The organism is Streptococcus pluranimalium, from assembly GCF_047785745.1.
Lineage (GTDB): Bacteria > Bacillota > Bacilli > Lactobacillales > Streptococcaceae > Streptococcus > Streptococcus pluranimalium_B.
Genome location: NZ_JBLOJT010000016.1, coordinates 1 through 26572 on the forward strand (window position 1 = coordinate 1; position 26572 = coordinate 26572).

27 protein-coding genes and 1 pseudogene are annotated in these 26572 nt (G+C 39.0%); 9 read left to right on the forward strand and 19 right to left on the reverse strand.

All coding sequences use genetic code 11. The annotated features are described in order from the left end of the window. Positions 1 to 54: 54 nt before the first annotated feature. The 4 genes from ACMZ6U_RS03570 to ACMZ6U_RS03585 all read right to left on the reverse strand — a co-directional run bounded on the left by ACMZ6U_RS03570 (position 55) and on the right by ACMZ6U_RS03585 (position 3852). Positions 55 to 1092, reverse strand: coding sequence for a hypothetical protein (locus ACMZ6U_RS03570; RefSeq protein ID WP_416106315.1), 1038 nt, complete (start codon positions 1090 to 1092; stop codon positions 55 to 57). A 134-nt stretch (positions 1093 to 1226) separates the two neighbouring features. Further along, positions 1227 to 3143 carry a copper-translocating P-type ATPase gene (locus ACMZ6U_RS03575; protein WP_416106317.1) on the reverse strand — a complete coding sequence of 639 codons (1917 nt, stop codon included), beginning with the start codon at positions 3141 to 3143 and terminating at the stop codon, positions 1227 to 1229. Positions 3144 to 3156: 13 nt separating this feature from the next. Next, positions 3157 to 3465, reverse strand: coding sequence for a cupredoxin domain-containing protein (locus tag ACMZ6U_RS03580; RefSeq protein WP_416106319.1), 309 nt, complete (start codon positions 3463 to 3465; stop codon positions 3157 to 3159). Between the two features lie 15 nt (positions 3466 to 3480). Then, positions 3481 to 3852, reverse strand: a complete 372-nt coding sequence (locus ACMZ6U_RS03585) for a cupredoxin domain-containing protein (RefSeq protein WP_416106321.1) — start codon at positions 3850 to 3852, stop codon at positions 3481 to 3483. Between the two features lie 142 nt (positions 3853 to 3994). Here ACMZ6U_RS03585 and ACMZ6U_RS03590 point away from each other — a divergent pair, with 142 nt between their 5' ends. Further along, complete coding sequence (locus tag ACMZ6U_RS03590) at positions 3995 to 4615, forward strand: NUDIX hydrolase (RefSeq protein ID WP_416106323.1); 621 nt, start codon at positions 3995 to 3997, stop codon at positions 4613 to 4615. A gap of 158 nt (positions 4616 to 4773) precedes the next feature. On the opposite strand, the gene ACMZ6U_RS03595 is transcribed toward ACMZ6U_RS03590, so the two are convergent. Both ACMZ6U_RS03595 and ACMZ6U_RS03600 read right to left on the reverse strand, forming a co-directional pair. Then, positions 4774 to 5991, reverse strand: coding sequence for an ABC transporter permease (locus ACMZ6U_RS03595; RefSeq protein WP_416106324.1), 1218 nt, complete (start codon positions 5989 to 5991; stop codon positions 4774 to 4776). Further along, a complete protein-coding gene (locus tag ACMZ6U_RS03600; protein WP_416106326.1) occupies positions 5988 to 6881 on the reverse strand; it encodes an ABC transporter ATP-binding protein in 894 nt (297 codons plus the stop codon). The genes ACMZ6U_RS03595 and ACMZ6U_RS03600 overlap by 4 nt, the downstream gene beginning before the upstream one ends. Positions 6882 to 7116: 235 nt before the next feature. Here ACMZ6U_RS03600 and ACMZ6U_RS03605 point away from each other — a divergent pair, with 235 nt between their 5' ends. Genes ACMZ6U_RS03605 through ACMZ6U_RS03615 form a run of 3 tightly spaced genes read left to right on the forward strand, consistent with a single transcriptional unit; the run spans position 7117 to position 9054 of the window. Further along, positions 7117 to 7443, forward strand: a complete 327-nt coding sequence (locus ACMZ6U_RS03605; RefSeq protein ID WP_104968743.1) for a PadR family transcriptional regulator — start codon at positions 7117 to 7119, stop codon at positions 7441 to 7443. Beyond that, positions 7430 to 8014, forward strand: coding sequence for a DUF1700 domain-containing protein (locus ACMZ6U_RS03610; protein WP_416106328.1), 585 nt, complete (start codon positions 7430 to 7432; stop codon positions 8012 to 8014). Before ACMZ6U_RS03605 ends, ACMZ6U_RS03610 begins: the two co-directional genes overlap by 14 nt. After that, positions 8011 to 9054, forward strand: coding sequence for a DUF4097 family beta strand repeat-containing protein (locus tag ACMZ6U_RS03615; RefSeq protein WP_416106330.1), 1044 nt, complete (start codon positions 8011 to 8013; stop codon positions 9052 to 9054). Before ACMZ6U_RS03610 ends, ACMZ6U_RS03615 begins: the two co-directional genes overlap by 4 nt. A gap of 149 nt (positions 9055 to 9203) precedes the next feature. On the opposite strand, the gene ACMZ6U_RS03620 is transcribed toward ACMZ6U_RS03615, so the two are convergent. Continuing rightward, positions 9204 to 9557: a DUF1304 domain-containing protein gene (locus ACMZ6U_RS03620; RefSeq protein ID WP_416106332.1), complete on the reverse strand. Its 354-nt coding sequence runs from the start codon at positions 9555 to 9557 to the stop codon at positions 9204 to 9206. Positions 9558 to 9712: 155 nt separating this feature from the next. On the opposite strand from ACMZ6U_RS03620, the gene ACMZ6U_RS03625 reads away from it, so the two are divergent. Further along, complete coding sequence (locus tag ACMZ6U_RS03625; RefSeq protein WP_416106334.1) at positions 9713 to 9913, forward strand: hypothetical protein; 201 nt, start codon at positions 9713 to 9715, stop codon at positions 9911 to 9913. Between the two features lie 136 nt (positions 9914 to 10049). On the opposite strand, the gene ACMZ6U_RS03630 is transcribed toward ACMZ6U_RS03625, so the two are convergent. The 3 genes from ACMZ6U_RS03630 to ACMZ6U_RS03640 all read right to left on the reverse strand — a co-directional run bounded on the left by ACMZ6U_RS03630 (position 10050) and on the right by ACMZ6U_RS03640 (position 13057). Continuing rightward, complete coding sequence (locus ACMZ6U_RS03630; protein WP_416106335.1) at positions 10050 to 11564, reverse strand: flavocytochrome c; 1515 nt, start codon at positions 11562 to 11564, stop codon at positions 10050 to 10052. A 272-nt stretch (positions 11565 to 11836) separates the two neighbouring features. After that, positions 11837 to 12448, reverse strand: a complete 612-nt coding sequence (gene rpsD / locus ACMZ6U_RS03635; protein ID WP_160545103.1) for a 30S ribosomal protein S4 — start codon at positions 12446 to 12448, stop codon at positions 11837 to 11839. A gap of 234 nt (positions 12449 to 12682) precedes the next feature. Continuing rightward, on the reverse strand, positions 12683 to 13057 hold the full coding sequence (locus ACMZ6U_RS03640) for a helix-turn-helix domain-containing protein (RefSeq protein ID WP_416106337.1): 375 nt from the start codon (positions 13055 to 13057) through the stop codon (positions 12683 to 12685). 219 nt (positions 13058 to 13276) lie between these two features. On the opposite strand from ACMZ6U_RS03640, the pseudogene ACMZ6U_RS03645 reads away from it, so the two are divergent. Further along, positions 13277 to 14625 (forward strand): annotated as a pseudogene (locus ACMZ6U_RS03645) (IS3 family transposase). 40 nt (positions 14626 to 14665) lie between these two features. Here the strand turns inward: ACMZ6U_RS03645 and ACMZ6U_RS03650 are convergent. The 8 genes from ACMZ6U_RS03650 to mnmA all read right to left on the reverse strand — a co-directional run bounded on the left by ACMZ6U_RS03650 (position 14666) and on the right by mnmA (position 23011). Beyond that, a complete protein-coding gene (locus tag ACMZ6U_RS03650) occupies positions 14666 to 14956 on the reverse strand; it encodes a Veg family protein (RefSeq protein WP_416106339.1) in 291 nt (96 codons plus the stop codon). 60 nt (positions 14957 to 15016) lie between these two features. Continuing rightward, a complete protein-coding gene (gene dnaB, locus ACMZ6U_RS03655; RefSeq protein ID WP_416106340.1) occupies positions 15017 to 16378 on the reverse strand; it encodes a replicative DNA helicase in 1362 nt (453 codons plus the stop codon). Positions 16379 to 16426: 48 nt separating this feature from the next. Then, on the reverse strand, positions 16427 to 16879 hold the full coding sequence (gene rplI / locus ACMZ6U_RS03660) for a 50S ribosomal protein L9 (RefSeq protein ID WP_416106342.1): 453 nt from the start codon (positions 16877 to 16879) through the stop codon (positions 16427 to 16429). A gap of 3 nt (positions 16880 to 16882) precedes the next feature. After that, positions 16883 to 18850 (reverse strand): DHH family phosphoesterase, encoded by a 1968-nt coding sequence (locus tag ACMZ6U_RS03665; RefSeq protein ID WP_416106344.1) that lies wholly within the window; start codon positions 18848 to 18850, stop codon positions 16883 to 16885. An 83-nt stretch (positions 18851 to 18933) separates the two neighbouring features. Then, on the reverse strand, positions 18934 to 20838 hold the full coding sequence (gene mnmG / locus ACMZ6U_RS03670; RefSeq protein ID WP_416106346.1) for a tRNA uridine-5-carboxymethylaminomethyl(34) synthesis enzyme MnmG: 1905 nt from the start codon (positions 20836 to 20838) through the stop codon (positions 18934 to 18936). A gap of 1 nt (position 20839) precedes the next feature. Beyond that, positions 20840 to 21298, reverse strand: a complete 459-nt coding sequence (locus ACMZ6U_RS03675; RefSeq protein ID WP_416106348.1) for an NUDIX hydrolase — start codon at positions 21296 to 21298, stop codon at positions 20840 to 20842. 201 nt (positions 21299 to 21499) lie between these two features. Next, positions 21500 to 21871, reverse strand: coding sequence for an HIT family protein (locus tag ACMZ6U_RS03680; RefSeq protein ID WP_416106350.1), 372 nt, complete (start codon positions 21869 to 21871; stop codon positions 21500 to 21502). Between the two features lie 18 nt (positions 21872 to 21889). Continuing rightward, entirely contained in the window at positions 21890 to 23011 is a 1122-nt protein-coding gene (gene mnmA / locus ACMZ6U_RS03685; protein ID WP_416106352.1) for a tRNA 2-thiouridine(34) synthase MnmA, read from the reverse strand. Between the two features lie 321 nt (positions 23012 to 23332). Between mnmA and sdaAB the strand changes: the two genes are divergently transcribed. From sdaAB to ACMZ6U_RS03700, 3 genes are read left to right on the forward strand one after another with little or no spacing between them, the layout of a single operon-like run. Next, positions 23333 to 24007, forward strand: coding sequence for an L-serine ammonia-lyase, iron-sulfur-dependent subunit beta (gene sdaAB, locus ACMZ6U_RS03690; RefSeq protein ID WP_416106354.1), 675 nt, complete (start codon positions 23333 to 23335; stop codon positions 24005 to 24007). 11 nt (positions 24008 to 24018) lie between these two features. Continuing rightward, positions 24019 to 24894: an L-serine ammonia-lyase, iron-sulfur-dependent, subunit alpha gene (gene sdaAA, locus ACMZ6U_RS03695; RefSeq protein WP_416106356.1), complete on the forward strand. Its 876-nt coding sequence runs from the start codon at positions 24019 to 24021 to the stop codon at positions 24892 to 24894. Further along, positions 24895 to 25488, forward strand: a complete 594-nt coding sequence (locus ACMZ6U_RS03700) for a histidine phosphatase family protein (RefSeq protein ID WP_416106358.1) — start codon at positions 24895 to 24897, stop codon at positions 25486 to 25488. A gap of 22 nt (positions 25489 to 25510) precedes the next feature. Here ACMZ6U_RS03700 and ACMZ6U_RS03705 read toward each other — a convergent pair whose 3' ends face one another. Continuing rightward, on the reverse strand, positions 25511 to 26209 hold the full coding sequence (locus tag ACMZ6U_RS03705; RefSeq protein WP_416106359.1) for a transglycosylase: 699 nt from the start codon (positions 26207 to 26209) through the stop codon (positions 25511 to 25513). Positions 26210 to 26572 lie beyond the last annotated feature (363 nt).

Below are 26572 nucleotides of genomic sequence, written 5' to 3' on the forward strand. Positions count from 1 at the left end.
ATAAGAAAAGCCTATGAAATCAATGTTTCTAGGCTTTTTCTTTTTTCTCTGTTTTCAGTCTACGCGATAGAAATACTCGTTCGTATTACCACTATTATCATACTGGCCAACCAAAAGGCGTTCTTTGCTCTTATCTGACTGATCTTTATTTGAGGCAATATCACCTACTGGTAGGTAGCGAATACCATACCCACCTGAAGGGCTACCAATAGGCTGTACACCTGTTCCCCATTGATTGTTAGTATTTGAAAGATCACCTGCCTGTCCTTGGGAACCATTCATCGTTACCGTTTTATCAGCTGAAATAGTAATGTCATCACCCTTGGCATTTTTCCAAGTACCAACTAAGTGTTCAAAAGTATAGCTCGTCGAACTAGAATCAGGGATTGTTGTTTCGGAGGTGGCTACATTTTCTTTGCCCAATACCTGCCAGTTTAAACCTGATAGGTCTAGAGGGTTTTCAGCCATACTTGCTTGCTGCTCTTCTGAACCCATGATAATCGCTTTTTCCTCGACTGTGGTAAAACCACTATTATCAGGATTTAGGCGTATCTTTTGCAAACTCCCTTTTCCCTGATGAGATGTCCATTCAAGGCGAGTAACCGTTCCATCTGCATTAACTTCAAAACTAGAACGATAACCACCACCTGAAGCAACTTCTGAATGTGCTAAATAGGTAGAAACGTTATTTTTGAGGTAATAAAGAGCTATCGGATGAATACCGTTGCCAACATCTGTCCCTGTAAACAACTCCTTGCTGCCATTCTTATCAATATCATAAAAGGCATAATGACTGACATTATTAACGTCTGAAGCAATTTTAGAGAGTGTATCTGCATATAGAGCCTCATAATCTTTTAAATCATTTTTCTCTGACTGTGACCTTGATGGTTCTGTAGAACCAGATTGATCAGATGTCGATTTTGTCACTGTTTTTTTGGATGACTGAGTCGTTTTCTTAGATCGTTTGAGAGTCTTACTAGCATTCGACTCTTTCTTAGTTGACTGCTTAGACGATTCGGGATTAGTTTGACAAGCACTTAATAGCAGCACACATGATAAGCTAATTCCTAATTTTAATAATACCTTCATATTCAAATCCTCTCAACTTTTTCTCTATTATACCCTATTTCCAAGAAAAAGAGGTTTATTATAAGAATTGCTTTAAAAAAATATTATAATATCGTTTAAATGAGATTATTATGCCTTTTATATAAAAACCTAAATTAATAATTCGGCAACTTAGATTTGTTCAATAGAAGTGAACTGATCAACACTGACAAGGAACTCATCGCCATTGCCAATCCAGCTAATTCAGGGTTAAGGGTTAAGCCAAAGGCTACAAAAAGTCCAGCAGCGATTGGGATACCAATTAGATTATAGATAGAAGCCCAGAAAAGATTGAGGAGAATCCGTTTAAAAGTCTTCTTACTCATATCATAAGCTCTCACAACACCTAGCAAGTCATTTTGAATCAAGACAACGCCGCCCGATTCGATGGCAATATCCGTACCTGCCCCCATAGCGATGCCAACATCAGCGAGGCTAAGTGCTGGGGCATCGTTGATGCCGTCACCAACAAAAGCTACTTTACCTTCTTTTTGAAGCGCTTTGATCTGGTCCGCCTTATCTTGTGGCAAGACATCTGAAATAACTTGGTTGATACCGACTTCCTCAGCAATAGCGTGCGCCACACGCTCATTATCACCTGTCAACATGACTGTCTTAAGACCCCTAGCTTCCAAGGCTCTAATAGCTTGTTGTGAGGTTTCTTTAGGCACATCCTGAATGGCAATTAAGCCAATTACTTCTGATTCTTTAGCTAATATAACCACAGTTTTAGCTTGGTTTTGCAGTTCTTTCATTTGCTCTTCTAGAGAGTCTGGGAAGATTCTACCTTCTTGCAAACGACGATTTCCCAAGAAGACTGATTGCCCTTGATAACGTCCGGTGACGCCTTGCCCTTCTACAGCCTGGAAATCCTCTACAACACCCGTTTTAATCCCCTTATCGTCAGCATAAGCCATAATGGCTGTTGCGAGAGGATGTTCTGATGACGCTTCCAGAGCTGTCGCAATCCTTAGGACCTCTTCTTGATCACCAACCACATCCGTCACACGAGGCTTACCGAGGGTAATGGTTCCTGTTTTATCCAAAACCACGGTGTCGATATTTTGCAATTCTTGTAAGACAGTACCATTTTTAATTAAGACACCCATCTTAGCACTTCGTCCAGTACCAACCATGAGAGCCGTTGGCGTTGCCAATCCTAGCGCACATGGACAGGCAATAATCAAGACAGATACCGCATATATCATGGCCTGAGTACTACCAGCACCTAAGAAACTATACCAAACCATAAAGGTTAAAATGGCTAAAATAACGACAACAGGAACAAAAATCCCTGAAATCTTATCTGTCACATCTTGAATAGGGGCGTGACTAGATTGAGCTTTTTTAACAAAATCCACAATCTGAGCCAGCATAGTATCTTTACCAACCTTAGTGGCCTTAAAAGTGATGGTTCCATTGGCGTTGATGGTTGACCCGATAACCGTGTCTCCGACAGTCTTGCTGACGGGCATACTTTCACCAGTCACCATGGACTCATCAATGCTGGTTTTACCATCTGTGATGACTCCGTCAACAGCAATCTTCTCACCAGGTTTAACTTTAATCAGGTCATCGATGAGGATGTCTTCCAGAGCAATCTCTACAAAGTCACCATTTCTGAGGACACTAGCTGACTTTGCCTGCAAATCAAGCAATTTCTCCACTGCCTGAGAAGCATTTTTCCGCATCCGCTCCTCGAAAACCTGTCCTAAAAGAATGAACATGATGATAAATCCAGCACTTTCAAAATAGACCGGTAATCCCTTAAAAATAGCGTAGACGCTGTAAAGATAGGCTACCGAAGTCCCCAGCGCTACCAGAGTATCCATGTTGGCATTGTGATTTTTAAAAGAAGCCCAGGCACTTTTCAGAAATGGCAAACCTGAGAAGACCATGATAATCGTTGTAAAGAAGAAAGTTCCCCACTCGATAATCTTATGGTCGATGATATGAGTAAACATGGCAATCATGAGAAAAACCATGGGGATTGAGCAGATAAAAGCTATCCAGAAGCGAGTTCTAATCGTCATCAAAAACTCCTTTCTATTTTACAATGAGTTTTCCGTGATACATGTCCATGCCGCAGGCAAAGCCAAATTCACCTTTTTCATTTGGCGTCACTTCAATAACGAAATCTTCTTTGACAGGAAGGTCAGCCTTGATATCAAAGTCAGGGAAAACCACTTGATCAAAGCAAGCAGAATCTGTTTGACGGTCGAAAATGATATAAGCGGGGACGCCTTTTTTTAAAACAATGCTTTCTGGTTTATACCCACCATCCACAAGCACGCGCACTTCTTGAACATCACCTTTTTGAGTAGCTTTGCCCTCATTTTTCTTTTTAAAAAACATCCTAAACCCTCGTTTCTATTTGACAATTAATTTGCCGTGAATCATGTTCATGCCACAAGCAAATCCGAATTCTCCTGCCTCAGCTGGGGTAATCGTAATCGGAAAATCCTTCTTCATCGGTAGATCCTCATGGATACCAAAATCTGAAAAGACCACTTGGTCCAAACAGGATGATGGATCCTTACGATGAAAGACCAAAGTCGCTGGAATCCCCTTTTTCAAAACAATTGTCTGTGGAGTATAACCACCATCTACTGACACTTGAATTTCTTGATGGTTACCACGGACCACGGCTTCTTGTTGAGAGACCTCATGTTTTCCAAAGAACCACCAGATAATAAAGGCTATCATGGCTAAACTAAGTATTATGATAAGAAAATGTATCATGGCAATGCCCTCTCTTTTTGTTTACATTTGTAGATATATTTTAACAAAATTCCGTAAGAGAGTCAATTTCTTTTATGTTACTAATTAGTATTATTTGCTTTCCCTTCGAGACTGAGTTAAAATAGAGGTAAGGAGGGAAGTAATGCTATCATCAATCGAAAAAACACTAAAATCATATCACCCAAGGCCTCTTGGACAAGATAGAGCCTATGCTGTACTCCTCCCTTTAATGCGCATTGATGACGAGTTTCATGTGCTTTACGAAGTCCGTAGCGAAAAGATTTCGCAACCTGGAGAAGTAGCCTTTCCCGGCGGACGTATCGAAGATGGTGAATGCCCAGAAGCGGCTGCTATTCGAGAAACACAGGAAGAATTAAATCTTCCCAAGAAAGCTATCACAATCCTCGGAGAGATTGATTATCTTGTTCAACATCACCGAACCATCCATTGTTTTGTGGGAGAAATTAACATCAACTGTCTCTCAGCTATTTGCCCTAACGATGATGAAGTCGCTAAGGTTTTTACGATTCCTCTAAGTTCCCTCATGGAAACACCACCGACTTACTATAAATTACGAGCCAAAATGAAGCCTGGGGAAGATTTTCCTGTTGATCGTTTGCATAAAAACGGGAAAGACTATCGTTTCAAATCACGTACTGATAACATTCCTTTTTACGAGCACGGTCCCGAAACACTTTGGGGATTAACTGCCATGTTCACCCATCGCTTTACAGAAATCATAAAAGAATGCGACATTGATTAAAAAATGAAAAACGCATATCAAGACAAAAGGTTTAACATCTGGTTGCATAACCCTTGATGTTAAACCTTTTTTCATGTCTTTAAATCCTTAATATCATCAACATACTCTTTATACAGATGATATTAAAAAGTGAACTGGCTTCCCAGCTCACTCTCGTTTTATTTATGATTCAAGCCACGCTTAAGACTCTTGAAAAGACCGACATCATCTGTCTGCAAAATCAAGCCTGAATAGGATTTACCGATATATAAGATACAGATAATTGTTGTTGCTGCTAAAATACTCAAAGAAATCAGAGTTTCTGTCATAGTAGCGTAACTATTGATCAATCGAATCGGCATAAAGAAGGAAGAAATAAAGGGCACGTAAGAACCAATTTCTAAAATTAGATTATCCTGACCTTGCTGACCAAGGGTAATAGCACCAACAAAACCAACAATGACAAGATACATAACCGGTTGAACTGCTTTGTTGACATCTTCCACACGTACCACTAAGGAACCACAAAGCGCTGCCAGGACAACGTAAAGCAAGATCCCAAAGATGGCAAAAAAGAGCATGGTCCAATCTAAATTATCAATGACGGTGTCCACCATAGGCTTAATACTGTCTACCATATCTTTACTAAAAGCAAATTGAGGCATAAGCTTATAGGCCAAGAACCCCCCCAGAGCATAAATACCTAAATGTGTGGTAATAACCCCAAAAATCCCTAAAATACGACCATAGAAATAGAGATTTGCCGGAACACTTGAAAAAATGACTTCCATAATTTTTGTTCCCTTTTCACTAGCAATCTCTTGAGCTGTTGAACCTGCGTAAGTCAAGATAATGAAATACATAATGAAGGTCAGACCAAAGAAGGTAATGTATTTACCTGCTTTTTGCAAGTCTCCCTTTTCTTTAATATCCTCTTTAAAACTAGGCTCCTGTGCTAAGGTTTCCACTTGTTGTGGGCTTAACTGAGCTTCTACCATGTTAAGTTGGCTTTGTAAGCTCCCTAATACTTGGAGAAACTCCCTTTTAGTCTGTTCAGCCAAACTAGCATCGCTATAGTAGGTCGCTTCTAGCTGTTTATCTGCGGATGCAACAAGGAGATAGCCCGATATATCCTCAGCTTTGAGCGCTTTTTTAGCAGCTTTTTCTGTCTTATACTTGAAAGTCGTTCCATCAATCTCTGTGAAAGCTTTCTTCATCGAATGATCTTCCAAAACGACAGCTACTTTATCCGAACTAGCCACTGCAGACCCCGTCAAATACCCAATACCCATTGAAAAAGCAAGAAAGATAAAAGGGGACAGGATCATGAGGAGAAAGGCCCAAGACTTGACCTGTCTAAGATAGGTTTCTTTGGCAACTAATAACAGTTGTTTCATAATTCTACCCCCGATTTCATTTTAAAGATCTCATCAATAGTTGGCGCTTGTTGGTCAAATGTCGATACATAGTGCCCTCCACTAATAGCCTTAAACAACATAGGACCAGCAGCCGCATCATCTAAGACCAAACGCCAGTTGCCTTGTTTCGTCTGACTAATAGAAATAACATGCTCAAGATTCTCCAGACGTTCTCTTGGTACATCATTTGAAACAAAGAGACGGGTACGACCAAATGACTCACGAATCTCTTGAATACTACCGTTAAGCACGACATTGCCATCGCTAATCATCACCAAGGAATCACACAGCTCCTCAACGTTAGTCATGACATGGTCTGAAAAGATGATCGTTGCTCCGCGGTCTTTCTCAGCTAAAATAATCTCTTTTAAAAGAGCTGTATTAACAGGGTCAAGACCTGAGAAAGGCTCATCTAAAATAATCAAATCCGGCTCATGAATCAAAGTGATCATCAGCTGAATTTTTTGTTGGTTACCTTTAGAGAGACTCTTGATTTTATCTGTTACTTTTCCCTTAACGTCTAACTTCTCCATCCAAAGAGGAAGTTTTTCTCTGACTTCTTTACGGGACATGCCTTTAAGACTAGCCAAATAACGAACCTGATCAAACACGGTCAGCTTGGGCATGAGACTTCGTTCCTCAGGAAGATAGCCGATACGTGCATTCGTCTTTGTAGTTAAAGGCTTCCCATCTAACTCTATCTCACCATCGTAGGCCACAAAATTTAAAATGGAGTGAAAAAGTGTTGTCTTACCCGCACCATTTTTTCCGACTAGACCACAAATACTGCCAGACGGTACTTCAAATGACATGCTCTTTAGCACCTCATGCTTATCATAACTCTTGGAGAGTTTTGAAATCCTAATCATACCTACCTCTTTCTAATCTTAACTAATCCATTTCATCCATTGAAACAAACAAAACGCTTTCAATAACTCTAGTTTAACATAATTGATAAGTGAAAGAAACAAGCTTTGTGAAAATGCTTTATAATAATATATTATTTTTTTATATATAAAATATTGACATATGGAAAAGACAGGTTTATAATCAATGTATAAAATAATTATATATAAAAATTTTACAAAAAAAGGAGCTGATGACATGTACTTTCCAGTATCATCAACCCTGATTGAATTTTTGATTTTAGCCATTCTTGAAAAGGAAGATTCCTACGGCTACGAAATTAGCCAGACGATTAAATTAGCAGCAACGATCAAGGAGTCAACTCTTTATCCTATTCTAAAAAAGTTAGGACAAGCAGGCTACGTCTCTCATTATAGTCAGGAACACCAAGGACGGAAACGCAAGTATTACGCCTTAACAGAAGACGGAAGAAATCACCTAAACGATTTAAAAACGCAATGGCAAAGTTATAAGGATACCCTAGATGGGATTGTGGAAGGGAGTTTAAGACATGACAAGGACTGAATATTTAAAGCAGCTGGATAAATACCTGCACCGTTTACCAGAGGAAGATTACCAAGAAGCTATGGACTACTTCACCGAATACTTCGATGAAGCTGGTCCTGAAAATGAAGACCGTGTTATGGCAGAATTGGGAAAACCTAAGGAAGCTGCCCAAGATATTCTCAATGCACTCTGGGATAAAAAAGAAAATCAGGAAGACGATAGCCAAAAATCACGCGCTAAAACCCTCTGGATTGCGCTCCTAGCACTTTTTGCTGCACCTTTGGCACTTCCTATTATCTTGCTGGTTGTCGGGCTTATCATTGCTGCTATTGCCATTATATTTGCTTTTGTCGTCACAGCTCTCGCCCTCTTAGTAGCAGGTATCGCTGTTCTAGCCGTTCTTATTTGGGAAAGTTTCACACTCGTTCCACACTCGTTAGCCGCTGCAGCGCTAGGATTAGGAACAGGATTATTAATCTTAGGGATTGGCATATTACTTTGGCTTTTCTTTATGGCATTAGCAAAAGCAATGACCCGTATCCTACTAGCTATTATCAGTCGTCTCACTAAGAAAGGACAGGCATCATGAAAAAATCAACTAAATTTCTTTTCATTCTTTCCCTCTTTTGTATTGGATTTGGGATAGTTGCGATTCTCTGGGGAGATAAAAACGGTGGGTTAAAAGATATCAAAGAAGCGACAGCTGCCCAAAAAATTCAAAAAGAGTTAAGCTCATTTAAACAGTTGGATCTCAATTTAAACACCCGTGATCTCGTTATTGAACCGTCTAAAGATGACAAATGGCACTTAAGCTACTACTCTGATGACAAGGTCCTAGGAGAATTATCCACCCAACAAGATGGTGATAAACTCTCTCTAAAGGAGCTTGAAAAAGGTAATATAGTGACCGGACCACTTTCAGCTTTAGGGTATTACCTCAATAACAAAGATAAAGACAGCCACGACGTAGTACTGTCAGTTCCTAAGGATGCTAAATTCGATAGTATCAAAGGCTACGTTTCAGGCTCAGCCCATCTCTATAATTTCTCAGTTAAAGAGGTCAATCTAACTTCTGAATCTATCTACACTGACGACACAAGCATTTCAAAAGCCGACCTCTCTGCTTCATCTCTTTATTTGGATAACAGTAATATCAGTCAGTTAAAACTAAAAGATTCGGATTACCTTTCATTGACCCATTCAACCATTCAAGATAGTGAACTTGAGGGAGACGCTACCATCCTAGACATCGATAAAAGTCAGCTTCAAAACACGTTAGTTGCTATTGAAAATGGTTCCTTCACTTTTACAGACACGGAACTCGATAACGTCTCTCTAACCGGCGACAGCAATGCCATTACTGCTAAGCAACTAATTCTCAAAAATCTAGTTGAAATCACTAGTCATTATAGTCATATAACTATTCAATTAGATGATAAAACACGTACAAGTACTAACTTTAACATCAAGGTAACAAATGACGATCTCGAGGTATCTGATATGATTGCTGGACCAGATAAGGTAACTTCGGATGACAATCAAGAAAATCTCACTTTCAATAAACAGGTCAAAGATAATAAGGCGACCTTAACCATTGATAACCAAGAAGGACCTGTTTCGATTGACTAGTGCCATATTAAATAATCTGACCAAAAAATCATAAAACATAAAATGGCTTAGAATTAATGTTTTCGTGACAACACCATCCTAAGCCATTTTATATTGTTTCATTTTCAACTATAAAGACAACTTTTGAGTTTTGTCTAGACTATTGCTAGTTAAAATAGTAAGGTTATCAGGGCTAAAATAGCTAACCCGCCCTGCGTTAGAATGATTTTCTTATCAGCAGTTAAAGCTCCATAAGTTGCGGCAAGAACCACATTAAGCAAGAAAACAACTACTAGCGTCTGATTCCCCATCAAAATCCCAAACAGGAGAAAAATAGCAATCAAGCCATTGTAAATCCCTTGGTTCTTGAATAATTTACTAACAGAGTCACGTGAGCGCTCCTCGAAAGACATGTTAAAGACGCGGCCTGTCGTCTCCGACTGAGTCGCAAAAGTCTCTAAATACATGATGTAAAAGTGTTCCAAAGCCACTAAAGTAGCTAAAATAAGTGTCATAATTGACATTATTTCCTCATTCTAAGTTAGCATCTTATTTAGACTAACTTCAACCTCATTATCATATCAAAAGTAACAATAAATAGCACTTACTTTTACTGCAAATTATGTTAACTCATTCACAATTTTGTGGTACAATAAAATAAAAACGAAAGAAGACACTTATGAAGAAAGATGCTGTTATTAAACGCCTACGTGAAGAATTAAAAATGCCTAAATTCAATGCTTTCTTTGAAGAAAAGGACTACAGTGAAGAGGATTATCAGCAGTTAAAAACAGATCTCCTCAACTACTACCGTGATTATATCGATAATGTGGAAGCTGACTTCCAAGGCGGCCTCAAAACAAACGATGGACGAAAATAAGAAAACTCATATAATACTAGGTTACTATTCATGATGAGACAAAATCTATTGATAAGTAGCCTAGTGTTATTTTTTATTCTAGAACGAAAAAAGCCTTGATGTAGGAAATACCTACTCAAAGCTTTTTAATAGGGGCTTATTTAGCAAACTCAGCAGCTTTTGTACCTGCTTGACGACCAAAGACAACGATATCAGCAACGGCATTACCACCGATACGGTTGCTTCCGTGTATGCCACCAGTTACTTCACCTGCAGCAAATAGACCTGGAATAGCTGATCCATCTTTTTTCAATACTTCTGTGTTTGTATTGATTTTAAGACCACCCATTGTGTGGTGGATACCTGGTGCAATCTTAATCGCATAGAAAGGTCCTTTTGAAATGTCACGATCCATACCTGTTGCACGACCAAATTCTGAATCATTCTTAGCGGCAACTGATTTGTTCCAAGCATCAATTGTTGCTGTCATGTTTTCTGCTGAAACGTCCATTTTCTTAGCCAAATCTTCAATAGAATCAGCTTTAATCACCATACCTTTTTCTTCGTAAGTATCAATTGATTTTGAATGTTCACGAAGTTGTTGGTCAAAGACAACGTATGCTGAGCGTTCTGGAAGCTTGTTAATTGCTGCAGAAACATTATCACGTGTTTCCATTTCATTGTAGAAACGTTTACCTTCTGCATTGATAAGAACAGCGCCCTCACCACGGATAGCTTCTGATACTAGGAAAGGATCTTTACCTTTTTCTTGATAGACAGTTGGGTGAATTTGGATTTGATCCATTTGAACAGTTTCTGCACCGAGCTTCTCAGCAAGGGCAATACCAGCACCAGATGCACCTTTATGGTTGGTTGTAACATAATTTTTCAATTCTGGTTTGTATTCAGTAATCATTTCCATATTAGAACCGAAACCACCAGCAGTGTCAACAACGGCTTTCGCTGAAATTGTTTTTGTTTTTTTAGCCATTTTAACCTTAACACCAGTGACAGCACCATCTTTGTCGGTAAGTTCTGTAACATCTGCGTTCACAAAGATAGGAACTTTTTTCTCTTTCAAGTTATTGTAAAGACCATCTACCAAGTAACCACCTACAGCTGAACCATCTGCTGGACGGTGAATACGCTCTTTAGAGAATCCGCCAGAAAATGTCACGTCACTCAAAGTGATTCCCATGCCATCTAACCAGTCAATTGCTTCTGCAGAGTTATCTACCATGTAACGAAGTAATTCTGAATTGTTCGTACCTTTACCACCTTTTAGGGTTTCCTGGTAGAACAAATCATTAGTATCATCAATCCTTTGTTCTTTTTGGAATTTTGTTTCTGAAGCATTCATACCACCAGATGATTTATTGGTGTTACCACCGATGATAGGCATTTTTTCAAAAATAGCAACATCTGCACCAGCTTCTTGAGCTGAGAGGGCAGCTGCCATACCAGCACCACCAGAACCAACAACGACAACATCATAGCTATCTTTTACTTTTGAGGGGTCTGTATAGGTTTTTTGTGAAGCACCTGAAACAGCTTCTTCTTTTGAGGAAGATGATGATTTTGTCTCTTTTGAAGTATCTGAAGACTTACCACAAGCTACCAAGACAAAGATTGCTACAAAGCAAGCTATAATCTTTAACCAATTCTTTTTCATATCCAACTCCTTGAAATTTATTTCACAAACATTTTAACTCAAAAAGGAAACGCTGTCAATATTTTGTGAAAGTTTTTTCAGAAAAAACAATACTGAATCCCTATTAAATGTTTATTTTCTGGTAAATTTGAATCCTTGAAAGTTAATGACCAAAAGCTGTCTCATTTTTGAACTAGTAATAAGTCACTGTAAACGCATGAAACTCCAAAATAACATTTTGAGCAAAAGAAAAAGCCCGTCGTAACGGGCTTTCTTTGCAATAAATGTAAAAATTAAAGCATTTTGTTGTAGAATTCAACGATAAGTGCTTCGTTGATTTCTGGGTGGATTTCATCACGTTCTGGAAGGCGTGACAATGACCCTTCAAGTTTTTCAGCATCAAATGATACGAATGCTGGACGTCCAACTGTAGCTTCAACTGCTTCAAGAATAGCTGGAACTTTAGCTGATTTTTCGCGAACTGAGATCACTTGACCAACTTCAACACGGTATGATGGGATATCAACGCGTTTTCCGTCAACAAGGATATGACCGTGGTTTACGAATTGACGAGCTTGACGACGAGTCGTTGCAAGACCTAAACGGTAAACAACGTTGTCAAGACGACGCTCAAGAAGAAGCATGAAGTTGTAACCAAGGATTCCGCCTTTGATTTTTGTAGCTTGTACGAACAAGTTACGGAATTGTTTTTCACCCATTCCGTAAGTGAAACGCAATTTTTGTTTTTCAGCCAATTGCAAACCGTACTCAGAAAGTTTTGAACGGTTGTTTGGTCCATGTTGTCCTGGAACGTAGTTACGGCGAGCAAGCTCTTTACCTGTTCCTGTAAGTGACAAGCCAAGACGACGGGCTTGTTTCCATGATGGTCCTGTATAACGTGACATTAAAATGTCCTCCTCTTTTGTTTTTGAAAATAGCAGAGCTACCTTCATATTTGAGGAAATAAGTTTGTTCAATCCTGATTCGTGCAGATGCCCTTCGCCTAAACAGCCAAGGTTACTTGTATTTCAAGGTATCTGTTGACGAGCTTCATATTGAACTGCCATTATTTCACACAAAGAGTATTGTAGCATTTCTGTACTTGAAAGTAAAGTAATAATTTTAAATGGTAAGTAATCCTATTGTCTCTTTGCTCCAATAATAAATAACACGATAACACTCGAGAAAAATACATAATTCTGGGTCTGTATAGCCATTATGATGAAAGGAACCATAACTATTAAGTATATGTAATCAATCGTATAATTTCCTACACGTAATCCTCTACTTTCTTTTTGTGAACTTTCAATCAGTAAGGACTCGATGCTGACTCCTAGTTGGTCACTAATCCTCATCATATTCCGTTTACTGGGATAAGTGTCTCCATTTTCCCATTTTGAAATCGTCTTATCAGAAACATCTAACTGCTCTGCTAATTCTGCTTGTGTCAATCCCTGGTCTTGACGGTATCTTTTTAAGTTTATGGCTAGAATCGTTTCTTTATCCAATATCATCCCTCCTTTACATAAATCTTACTAAAATTCTCCTCTCTTTTACAGGAATATGATAAAAAGAGAGGAAACGAGAGTCATTATTCCATTAGAAAAAATCAACCTATTGTCAACTTTCTTTACCCAATCGTCAACTTTTGTGTAAACAAAAAAACCTCTGAGTGAGGTTGAACTGCACCCCAAAAGTTAGACACAAAATCTAACAATTGGGGTGCTTTTTGTATGAAATTAAGTTATGAAGATAAATTAACAATTTATCATTTGAAAAAACAAGGGATGACATGGGCAAAGATTGGAAAACTATATGATGTTAATATCTCTAATATAAAATATATGGTTAGACTCATGAATCGATATGGCTTAGAGATTGTTAAGAAAAGTAAAAATAGATACTATTCTCCTGAATTAAAGCAAGAAATTATCGATAAGGTTCTTCTTGAAGGGTATTCTCAATTGTCAGTTTCTCTCGATTATGGACTCCCTAATCGAGGAATGCTTCCAAACTGGATAGCACAATACACGAAAAACGGTTATACTATTGTTGAGAAACAACGAGGGAGACCATCAAAAATGGGACGTAAACCGAAAAAGAAACCAGAAGAGATGACAGAATTAGAGCGTCTTCAAAGAGAATTGGAATATCTTAGAGCGGAGAATGCTGTGCTAAAAAAGTTGCGAGAATACCAATTGAAGGACGAAGCAAAGCTCAAAGAGCAACAACAATCGTTCAAGAGTTAATCAACAAGTTCCCTTTAGCAATGTTACTCGAAATCTTAGACTTAAGTCGTTCAACTTACTACTATCAATTAAAACAATTGAATAAAGGGGAGAAGGACAAGGCACTCAAAGCTGAAATAAAGTCCATTTATGACGAACATAACGGGAATTATGGTTATCGTCGTATTCACTTAGAATGACGAAATCGTGGATTTATGATTAACCACAAGAAGGTCCAACGTTTGATGAAAGTGATGGGCTTAGCGGCTCGTATTCGTAGAAAACGTAAATACTCCTCTTACATGGGTGAAGTTGGTAAGAAAGCTGATAACCTGATTCAACGTCAATTTAAGGGCTCTAAACCGTACGAGAAATGTTATACGGATGTGACGGAATTTACTTTACCGAACACTGAGGGGAAACTCTATTTGTCACCTGTTCTTGACGGCTACAATAGTGAAATTATTGCCTTTACCTTGTCACGTTCACCGAACTTGAAGCAGGTTCAGACTATGCTTGAAAAAGCATTTCCAGATGAGTCTTATAAAGCCACTATCCTTCACAGTGATCAAGGCTGGCAATATCAACATGATAGTTATCATCGTTTCCTTGATTCTAAGGGAATTCAGCCCTCTATGTCTAGAAAAGGGAATAGCCCAGACAATGGTATGATGGAATCATTTTTTGGCATTCTTAAATCTGAGATGTTCTACGGATTTGAAAGGTTATATCAATCATTAGATGAACTTGAACAAGCTATTACAGATTACATTTTTGACTACAACAACAAACGAATCAAAACAAATTTAAAAGGACTTAGCCCTGTGCAATACAGAACTAAATCCTTGCAATAATTAGTTGTCCAACTTTTTGGGGTCAGTACAGGTTCTAATGCTATTCAGTTGTTTCTTCTTCGTCAAAATAACGAATCAAGGTTTTTTCTGTCAAAATATCAGAGTAAGTGTAAGATTCAACGTAAGAATTGTTGATAGCTCCTGGTTCATCTGATTGTTCGTTGTATTCAACGATAAATAATGATTGATATACTTCAATCAAGCGGCCTGTTTTGGTTTTTTCACGCTTACGACCATTCTCTAAAGTTAATTCAACCAACTGTCCTTCATGGTTTTTAACATCATCTTTAATTTTCTTCATTTTGGCTACATCAGCAAATGCATCACTCATACGAATTCTCCTATCTCTTAGACAAACTACTTTACAAGTTTGTCAATATACCTATCACATTTAAAACTCTTCAAACTGAGCTATACTTGAAAACTTATTATATTCTTTCTGGAACATCAACTTCACGGTTCCACGCGCACCAGCACGGTTTTTCTCAAGGATAACCTCAACAGTATTATCCTCGATGGCTTCCTCTGCTTCCTCACCTTCTTTACGGTAATAATCATCACGGTAAAGAAAGGCAACGATATCTGCATCCTGCTCAATAGACCCTGATTCACGAATATCCGAAAGAACCGGTCGCTTATCCTGACGTTGCTCAACACCACGAGATAGCTGACTAAGAGCAATCACGGGAACTCGTAATTCCTTTGCCAGAATCTTCAACTGACGTGAAATCTCTGAGACCTCTTGTTGACGGTTTTCAGGACGGGTTCCTGAAATCAACTGCAAGTAATCGATGACAATCAATCCCAAACCACCCTCAACTTCTTGGGCTAGTTTACGAGAACGGGCTCGAATCTCGGTAATCTTAATCCCTGGTGTATCATCAATGTAAATGGGTGCCTCAGCGAGAGCACCTTGAGCAATCATCACATTTGTCCAGTCTTGCTCGGTCAGTTGCCCCGTACGCAGAGAGTGGGAATCAATCATCCCTTCTGCAGCTAGCATACGGTCAACCAAACTTTCTGCCCCCATCTCAAGAGAGAAAATGGCAACAGCCTTATTTTGCTTTGTTCCAACATTTTGAGCGATGTTAAGAACAAAAGCAGTCTTACCGACCGCAGGACGAGCAGCTAAAATAATCAGTTGGTCTGGGTGTAAACCAGTTGTAATACGGTCCAAATCTCTAAATCCTGTTGGAAGTCCTGTGACATCAGATGTCTGCTGGGCACGAATTTCAAGGTTTTCAAAGTTTTGATCAAGTACACTAGCAATCGTCCTGAACCCACTTCGATTACTGTGTTCATTAATATCAATCAAGGCTTTTTCAGCACCAGCAATGATTTCTTCTGAATCAAGAGAGCCTTCATAAGCTTCATTGACAGTATCTGTTAAGCGCTTGATAATATTACGCAACATGGCTTTTTCAGCCACAATTTTAGCGTAGTAATCTGCGTTAGCACTAGTTGGAACACTATTAACTAATTCTACAATGTAAGAGAGTCCTCCTATATTTTGAAGGTCTCCCTGACTATCAAGAATATTTCTGACTGTTGTCGCATCGATCGCATCATGACGATCACTTAGGGTGATCATTGCCCTGAAAATAATCTTATGGGCATACTTATAAAAGTCATCTGCTTCTATAAACTCGCGAACCGTTATCAGCTTGTCTGGTGAGATAAAGATGGATCCCAAAACAGACTGCTCGGCTACCAAATCTTGTGGCTGTACACGTAATTCTGGTGTGTCCGCCATCTTCTCACCTCCTTGTCAATCTTATGTGAATAAAGCCTTACTGACCATTTATGCCTCTTTAATAGTCAATTTAATATCAGCAGTTACTTCTTTATGTAATTTAACAGGTACTTCAATCAAACCAATCGCACGAATCGGATGATCTAACTCGATATGTCGTTTGTCAACTTTGATGCCAAATTGTTTCTGCAACTCTTCAGCAATTTTCTTAGCCGTAACAGAACCGAAAGTACGACCATCAGGACCAACTTTTTCGGTAAATTGCACACGTGTTTCTTCTTTTTCAAGTTCAACTTTTGTGGCTTTAGCCTCTGCTAAAATCTCAGCTTGGTGTTTTTCTTCAGACTTTTGTTTCCCTTTGAGCTCACCAATAGCTTGACTAGTAGCTTCTTTAGCCAAATTTTTCTTCAATAAGAAGTTTTGAGCATACCCAGTTGGTACTTCTTTAACTTCTCCTTTTTTACCCTTGCCTTTAACATCTTGTAAGAAAATAACTCTCATCCTCTACTCCTCCTCTACTTCTTTATCAATAATATCTAATAATTTAGCTTCTAAGTCAATCACAGCAATATTGTCACATTGACAAGCAGCGAGGTTAAAATGACCTCCGCCGCCCAATTTCTCCATAATACGCTGAACGTTAATATGATTTCGACTACGTGCTGAGATCGTTGTTTGACCTTTTTGATTTTTAGAAATAACAAAACTAGCTTCAACATTAGCCATTCTAAGAAGACTATCAGCCGCCTTACTTGCGATGACATTATTATAAGAAACATCTTCCGGACCACTAGCAATCATAATATGGTCTTTATACAATTTGGCCTTCAAAATTAATTCATTGACTTGGCGATATTCTTCAAAATCAGTCGCAGCGATCGATTGAATTTCAGCACTGTCACTCCCCAAACTTCTCAGATAGCTAGCTACATCAAATGTACGACTAGTTACGCGTGTTGAAAAATTCTTAGTATCAAGCATAATACCCGCCATTAAGAGGCTGGCCTGAAGCTTATTTAGTTTGTTATCCTTAGCATTTTGGAAAGTAATCAATTCAGTGACCAATTCAGCTGCTGAGCTGGCACCACTCTCAATAAAGGTCAAGACAGCATTGTCAGGGAAATCATCATCTCGACGATGATGGTCAACCACAATGGTTTCACGAAACTCATCAAACAACTCTTTCGATAGTGTCAGACTAGTTTTAGAGTGGTCAACCATGATTAACAATGATCTATGATCAACCATCTGTAAAGCTTCTGAAATTGTCACAAGATCAGTTGAGTCATCTTCTTTCAGGCGTTCAATGGCTCTTTCTATATCCATTCCCATATCACTAGGATCGTAGACAACATAAGATTCTGATACTAATTGATTAGCGAAGAATTGCATCCCAACAGCTGAACCTAAAGCGTCCATATCTAAACGGCGATGTCCTACAACAAATACCTTATCAACTGACTTAATCTTATCTGATATAGCCGACATCATCGCACGCGTTCGCGTTCTAGAACGTTTAACTGTAGAAACTGTTCCCCCTCCAAAGTAGAGCAAATCAGCATGTTCTTCATTTTCTTTAAGAACGGCTTGATCTCCACCACGAACTAAAGCGATGTTCAGATTTTCTTGAGCAATCACACCAATTTGATCATGGTGACCCCTACCATAGGAAATCCCCATACTCAAGGTCAGTGATAAGTCATACTCTTGAGCTTCTTGACGAAAACGATCTAGGATATCAAATTTATCATCAATTAATTTTTCGAGGGTACCACAATCCGTAAAGAAATAAAAACGGTCCATAGCAACGCGACGATAGAAAATAGCATGCTCTTCTGCAAAATTAGCAATAAAATTAGCTACAAAACTATTAATGCTTGAAACATCAGCATCTGCCATGTTATCTGTGAAATCATCATAATTGTCGACAGACATAATCCCAATAACAGGACGTTTTTTAAGAGCCTTTTGACTACTTTCAATCTCTTGGCTCGCATCAAAGAAGTAAAAAACACCTGCCTCTAAATCCATATAAGAATTATAACGTACATCTCCAATAGTAATACTACGCGTTGGAGCCCCCTCTTTATGAGCATTAATAAGATCTTGAACAATTTGAGTATCAAACTTTCCAGACTCAGGATCACTAAAAATCAACTGAGAGTAAGGATTATACCAGTCGATATAACTTTCTTCGGGATCAAACTTAATCACTCCAACTGGCATTTTATCTAGCAAGGTTTTTAAGCTTGACTCAGTTTGATCATTTAATAGTTCAATTTGTTCATCTTCCGATAGCTGATAACTTTCTTTCTGAAAATAAAGTAATGCCGTCAAAAATAAACACGCCAAAAAAATAGCAATCAATAGGCCAGTTTCTGACTGTGTTAGACGCAAACTGATGGCCAAGAGACCAAATACAATCATGCCAATCATCACAAGATGAATGGTTTCAAAACGAAATCTTTTCATTTAATAACCTCTTAAGGTCATATTATACCACAAAAAGCCCTGAATATCAGGACTCTTTTTACCTATATAAGATTACAGTTTGATTACTTATCGAGGTTACGACGGGCCTTATTATTGCCTTCTAGATAAACCATCAAAATCGAAATATCAGCTGGATTAACCCCCGAGATACGACTAGCTTGACCAATCGTTTCTGGATTAATTTTCTTGAACTTTTGACGGGCTTCAGTAGCAATAGAATCAATCGCATCCCAGTCGATGTTAGCTGGAATTCGTTTTTCTTCCATACGTTTCATCTTGTCAACCTGATCAAGAGCTTTATTAATATAGCCTTCATACTTGATTTCCGTTTCCAAAAGTTCAATTACTTTACTATCCAAGTCCTCAGCTGCAGGTCCTACAAAGTCTGTCGCCACCTTATAATCAATCTCCGGACGGCGCATGAAAGCCTTAGCTGTCATAGCATCTGTCAATGGTTTAAAGCCAAGAGCTTGAATGCGCTCATTGGTTTCCTTGACAGGTTTCAATTTAACAGTGTCAAGGCGTGTCAACTCATTATCAAATTGATTCTTCTTGATTTCAAAGGCATTCCAGCGCTCATCATCAACCAAACCAACTTGACGTCCGAGTGGTGTCAACCGCATATCCGCATTGTCATGGCGAAGAATGAGACGATATTCTGCACGAGACGTTAAGAGACGGTATGGCTCTAAGGTTCCTTTAGTGACAAGGTCGTCAATCATAACACCGATATAAGCATCAGAGCGTTTTAAGATAAATTCTGGCTTACCTTGGACTTTAAGAGCTGCATTGATACCAGCAATAATACCTTGTCCAGCAGCTTCTTCATAACCAGATGTTCCATTGGTTTGACCAGCAGTAAAGAGACCTGAAATCACTTTAGTTTCCAAGGTTGCACGCAGTTGGTGTGGCAAGACAATGTCATACTCTATGGCATAACCCGTACGCATCATTTCGGCATTTTCCAACCCCTTAACCGAATGAATCAGCTCGCGTTGTACATCCTCTGGTAAAGAGGTTGACAATCCTTGTACGTAAACTTCATCAGTATGACGGCCTTCTGGTTCAAGGAAAAGCTGATGGCGTTCCTTATCCGCAAAACGGACAATCTTGTCTTCAATCGATGGACAATAACGCGGACCAACCCCCTTGACAACACCTGAGAACATCGGAGCGCGGTGAAGATTTTCCTTAATCAAATCATGACTATCTGCATTAGTGTATGTCAACCAGCAGTCAACTTGATCAGTAATATAGTCTTCATCCTTAGACATAAATGAAAAATGATTTGGCTTTGTATCACCAGGTTGCACTTCTGTCACGGAATAGTCAATGGTTGACCCTTTGACACGTGGTGGTGTTCCTGTTTTAAAGCGACCAATTTCAAGACCATGCTTGACAAGGTTGTCAGCCAGTGTCACTGAAGCCAAGCTGTTATTTGGTCCAGATGAATACTTGAGTTCACCTAAGATAATTTCACCACGCAAGGCTGTTCCTGTTGTGATCACAACTGCACGAGCCCCATATTTTTGACCAGTAGCTGTCAAGACACCGACAACTTGTCCATCTTCTACCAAAACATCATCAATCATAGATTGACGTAAGGTCAAATTCTTTTCTTGCTCAACAGTCTTTTTCATCTCTTCCGCATAAAGGTGCTTATCTGCTTGGGCACGAAGGGCACGCACCGCAGGACCTTTACCAGTATTGAGCATCTTCATCTGGATATAAGTTTTATCAATATTTTTACCCATTTCACCACCAAGGGCGTCGATTTCACGTACGACAATCCCCTTAGCAGAGCCGCCAATGGATGGGTTACACGGCATGAAAGCTAGCATATCTAAGTTAATGGTCGCTAATAAGGTTTTAGACCCCATCCGGCTAGCCGCTAAAGCAGCTTCGACACCCGCATGTCCAGCACCAACAACAATGACGTCAAATGTTTCACTAAAAGTATGTTCCACTTTAATCTTCTCCATCTTTATTTACAATATGTTTTAACTGGCCATCCCAGTTTATTAAAGCCTTTTTGAGGAAGGCGGGATTTAGATTTATATTATCAAGTTCATTTAGAGAGACCCACTCACATCGTCTTATTTGCCCTCCCTCCTTCATCTTTGAATTGGGAGATGATAACGGAGTAACAACATAATGAAATTCTATTTGATGGTAATCCGTATTTTCTAAAGAAAAATGATTTTCAACAACAAAAGCTAATTGACCAACTTCAATCTGAATCCCAAGCTCTTCATAAATTTCACGTTTAATAGCAGTTTCTGTCAACTCATTGACAAGAATAGCACCACCTAGCAAATAATACTCGTCTTTTGGTGATTTAGCTAAATAAAGCTTATCCTCTTTCAGCATCAAAGCTGATACCCGAACTCCAAAACTATGGTGATTAACCTTAGTACGAAAATCCATCCCTTTTCCTCCAATGTTATTTTTACTCAAGAAAAGTCAAAAAGAGACTAGTTAACGACGTATCCTTTTGATTTTTAAGAGAGTAGAAACACAAAAACAGCCAAAACCCCCCGTCATTACAGACCAAAAAGACCTGCAAGACCATGAGCTTTGACTTTCATGATATTACTAAAGATAGTTTATCAAATAAAAGCTAAGGATTCAAGATTTATAATTTTGCTTTTCTAGAATGACTCCTCTAACACCACCAGTAGGATCGGCGACATCACCAATATAACGTGGTATTAGGTGAACATGACAGTGAAAAATCGTCTGACCAGCATCTTTCCCGCAATTAATACCAATATTATATCCTGCAGGCGTGTATCGATCATCTAAATCGACTTTGCATTTCAATAACAAATCATCAATCGCTATTTTCTCGTCAGTTGTTAGAGCAAAATAGTCTTCTACATGGCGCTTAGGAACAATCAAAACATGTCCTTCCGATACCGGATTATTATCATAAAAAGCCTTTGCAAGATCATTCTCAGTTAAAACTGTTTCAAATTCACAAAAAACACAATAATCCATCTTTACACCTCAGTCAACTTAAATATACTGACAAGCAACGCCATCTTTATAGGCCTGGTCGATAATGCCACCACCAAGACACTCATCACCATCATAGAAAACAACGGCTTGGCCTGGTGTGATGGCACGTTGTGGCTCGTCAAAGATAACTTCTGCCTTGTCACCCTTAACCTTGACAGTTACTTTACTATCTGGTTGACGGTAACGGAATTTTGCCGTGCATTCTAAGGTAAAGTCTTCAGGCATGTCACGTGTAAAGTGAATGGTTGAAGCGTCAATTGAGGTTGACATGAGAGACTCATGGTAGAAACCTTGTCCAACATAGAGGATATTTTGTGACAAGTCTTTACCCACAACAAACCAAGGCTCATTATCGCCACCTTGTTGACCACCAATACCAAGACCACCACGTTGACCAATGGTATAGTACATAAGTCCAGCATGTTCGCCCATATCACGACCGTCAACTGTCATCATACGCCCCTTTTGAGCAGGAAGGTATTGACTAAGAAACTCTTTAAAGTTCTTCTCACCAATAAAGCAGATTCCAGTAGAATCTTTTTTCTTAGCTGTTGCAAGCCCAGCACGCTCTGCTATTTCACGTACCTCTGATTTTTGCAGGTGACCAAGTGGAAACATGGTCTTTTGCAATTGTTCTTGTGATAATTGACTTAAGAAATAAGTTTGATCCTTACCATTATCAGCGCCACGAAGCATATGAACAGTCCCATCTTCATCACGCGCAACCTGTGCATAATGCCCAGTTGCCACATAATCAGCGCCTAGACTCATGGCATAGTCCAAGAAGGCCTTAAATTTAATCTCTTTATTACACATGACGTCTGGATTAGGTGTTCGTCCCGCACGATATTCCGATAAGAAATGCTCGAAAACACGATCCCAATACTCTTTTTCAAAGTTGACCGAGTAATAAGGAATCCCAATCTGATCCGCTACAGCTGCCACATCCTTATAGTCTTCTGTCGCTGTACAGACACCAAATTCGTCAGTATCATCCCAGTTTTTCATGAAGACACCGACAACATCATAGCCCTGCTCTTTTAGCATTAGGGCTGTTACTGAGGAGTCAACTCCTCCACTCATGCCGACAACGACACGAATCTTTGAATTATCATTCATATGATAAGTCTCCCATCAAATTAAGATACAAAGCTCGTGAAAAACAAAGATAAAATAGAAGATTGATGATGAATCATGAGATTCAAGAAAATCCATCGTTTTCTTACTGTTTTTAGAGCATGTTCAGTTTTTTAACGTACGATTTGAAGGTCGTCGTTTATCAAAAGTCGATTTGAAGGTCGATTTTGAATGCCCGAAAGCAGACTACATTATAACACTATTTTGATAGATTTCCAAAAGGCAACAACTTATTGACAATACTCTATTTTTAAAGTGCTTTATTTGTTATAATAAAGACAACTTTAATCTTAGGAGCTTGGTATGAAACCTCTAAAATTTCAATCTGTTTTCGATATTATTGGACCAGTCATGATTGGTCCGTCATCGAGCCATACCGCTGGTGCTGTTCGTATCGGTCGTCTCATTCACTCTATTTTTGGCAAAGAACCCAAGGAAGTGACCTTCCACCTCTTTAACTCGTTCGCCAAAACCTACCGTGGCCATGGAACAGACCGTGCTCTTGTAGCTGGGATTATGGGTATGGATACGGATAATCCTAACATTAAGCATTCGCTAGAAATTGCTCATGAAAAGGGGATTCGTATCTACTGGGAAATTTTAAAAGAAGGTGACGCTCCCCACCCCAATACTGTTAAAATCGAAGTCAAAGATCCCAATGGCCATAGCATGAGCCTAACTGGTATTTCTATCGGTGGTGGTAATATCCAAGTAACAGAACTAAATGGTTTTGCCGTAACCCTGCAGATGAACACCCCTACCATTATCGTTGTTCATCAAGATGTACCTGGTATGATTGCAAAAGTCACTGATATTTTATCTGATCATGATATCAATATTGCTCAGATGAACGTTACCCGTGAAAAAGCTGGGCAGAAGGCCATTATGATAATTGAAGTTGATTCACGAGATTGTCAAGATGCTGTCAAGTCAATCGAAACTATTCCACATCTTTACAATGTCAATTACTTTGGATAAGGAGGCAAATCATGTTTTACTCAATTGAAGAATTAGTACAGCAAGCGCAGGAAAATTACAATGGTTCCATAGCAGACTTAATGATTGCCACTGAAATAGAGTTGACTGGCCGTCAAGAAGACGAAATCCGCTATATTATGTCTCGTAATTTAGAAGTCATGCTAGCTTCTGTCAAAGATGGTTTGAATAAGGAAAAATCTGTTAGTGGTCTGACAGGTGGCGATGCTTTTAAATTAAATCAATATATCAAAAAAGGAAATACCTTATCCGAATCAACCATCCTAACGGCTGCACGGAATGCCATTGCCGTCAACGAACAAAATGCCAAGATGGGGCTTGTCTGTGCTACACCGACTGCAGGTAGTGCCGGTTGCCTACCTGCTATTATTTCAACAGCCATTGATAAACTACAATTAACCCATGAGCAACAACTCGACTTCCTCTTTACTGCAGGTGCTTTTGGGCTTGTTATAGGAAACAATGCTTCGATCTCTGGTGCAGAAGGTGGCTGCCAAGCTGAAGTCGGATCTGCAGCAGCTATGGGAGCAGCAGCTATCACCTTAGCTGCAGGAGGAACTGCTTATCAAGCTAGTCAAGCTCTTGCCTTTGTCATTAAAAATCTACTTGGACTTGTTTGTGATCCAGTAGCTGGTCTTGTCGAAGTTCCTTGTGTCAAGCGCAATGCCATGGGAGCGAGCTTTGCTCTAGTCGCAGCTGATATGGCACTAGCTGGTATTGAATCAAAAATTCCAGTTGACGAGGTTGTTGACGCTATGTATCAAGTCGGCAAGGCCATGCCTACAGCCTTTAAAGAAACTGCCGAAGGAGGACTGGCTGCAACACCTACCGGAAAACGCTATGCTCAAGAAATCTTTGGAGGTATCTAGATGAAACAAACCATCTATCTCATCCGACATGCTGAACCTAATGTTAACAATCATAATGATGGTGAAAGAGAACTGACAGCTAAAGGTTTACAAGATTGTCAACTTTTACTAGATTACTTTAAGGATATTACCATTGATAGGATTTACTCTAGCCCCTTCAAGCGCGCCCTTCAAACCATTGATGAACTAGCCAAGGAAAAAACCTTACCCATCCAAATTAAAGAGAACTTTAGAGAACGTAAAATTGATGATGTTTGGATTGATGATTTCAATACCTTTTCTCAGCGTCAGTGGCAAGACTTTAACTATAAACTAGCAAAAGGTGAGAGCCTCCAAGAAGTACAAGATCGAAATATCCAACAACTGCAAAAGATACTAAAGGAACAAGAAACGTCTATCATTATCTCTTCGCACGGAACAGCCATCTCTGCTATTCTCAATTATTATGATCATCAATTTGCTTTTGATAACTTTCAAGCAATTAAGCAACTCATGCCTTTTCTGGCAACACTATCATTTGAAAATGGTAACCTTGAAGATTTTAGCATAAGAAATCTTTTTAATGATCAAATCGTCTATACAAAAAGAAGTTGACAATCTGTCAACTTCTTTTATATTAATAACCCCAAGCTGATAAGCCTTGAGCATTGTAAGCATTAATAGCTGAATTAATCTGATCTTGGATAGTAGCTGTAGAACCCCAACCTGGCATAGTTTGGAAAAGCCCTGAGGCGCCAGAAGCATTACGAGCACCAACTTGACCATTTGATTCACGCGCTATAATGTGTTCCCATGTTGCTTGATCTACACCTGTGGCTGCCGCCATTTGTGCTGCTGCATAAGCTCCATCCTTACCAGCAGTATTACCATTAGCTAAAACACCTTTAGATGTTGGCGCCGCATAATAATGTGTCTGTTGTACAGGTGTCGCTGGTACTTGTGCATTATAAGCTACCTCAGATACCACTAATTGTTCTGAATTTGCATCTACTGCCGCCGCCTCTTGTGTTGCTACAGCATCAACCTCACTGACAGGAGCTTCACTAGTAGTTGGAGCCTCATTTGAACTAGATGCAGTAGGTTCACTAGCAGATGACTCCGAAGTACTTGACGTTTTTGTAACTTCACTTGAAGAAGCTTGACTGCTAGTCTCTTGTGTTGGTTTTATCTCAATTTCCTCGGATTCTGCTTTTGAAAAGTAACTGTTGGAACTGAAAACCCCTGTTGCTCCCAGAATAGCACCGAAAGCTAAAAACGGTAATAATAAATATAAGGTCTTTTTCTTTAATTTATTTTTGTTTAAATGTCGTTTCATAGTAAAATGTCTCTTTCTTAAAGTAATCCTTATTTATCATACTCTTCTTTTATTACTTAATAATGAAAGTTATATGACAAATATGACATTACCTTTTTAAATTCATAAATATCTGACCAAAATCACTCTTTTTATTTAGCAAAAATCTCCATACGCCATATAAATAAAACTATTAAGATATTATTTTAAAACAAGCGAGTGAATTAACTTTACAACTCCATAAACAATCTTGACAAATCTAGTAAAGGATCTAGCATCTGTTTTAATAACTTGTTTACTATTGTGTAAAGACATTATTTTATAGGCTCTATAATTTCTGTAGTGGGTAAATCCCCTATGGAGATTATGGAGCCTTTTTAAGTG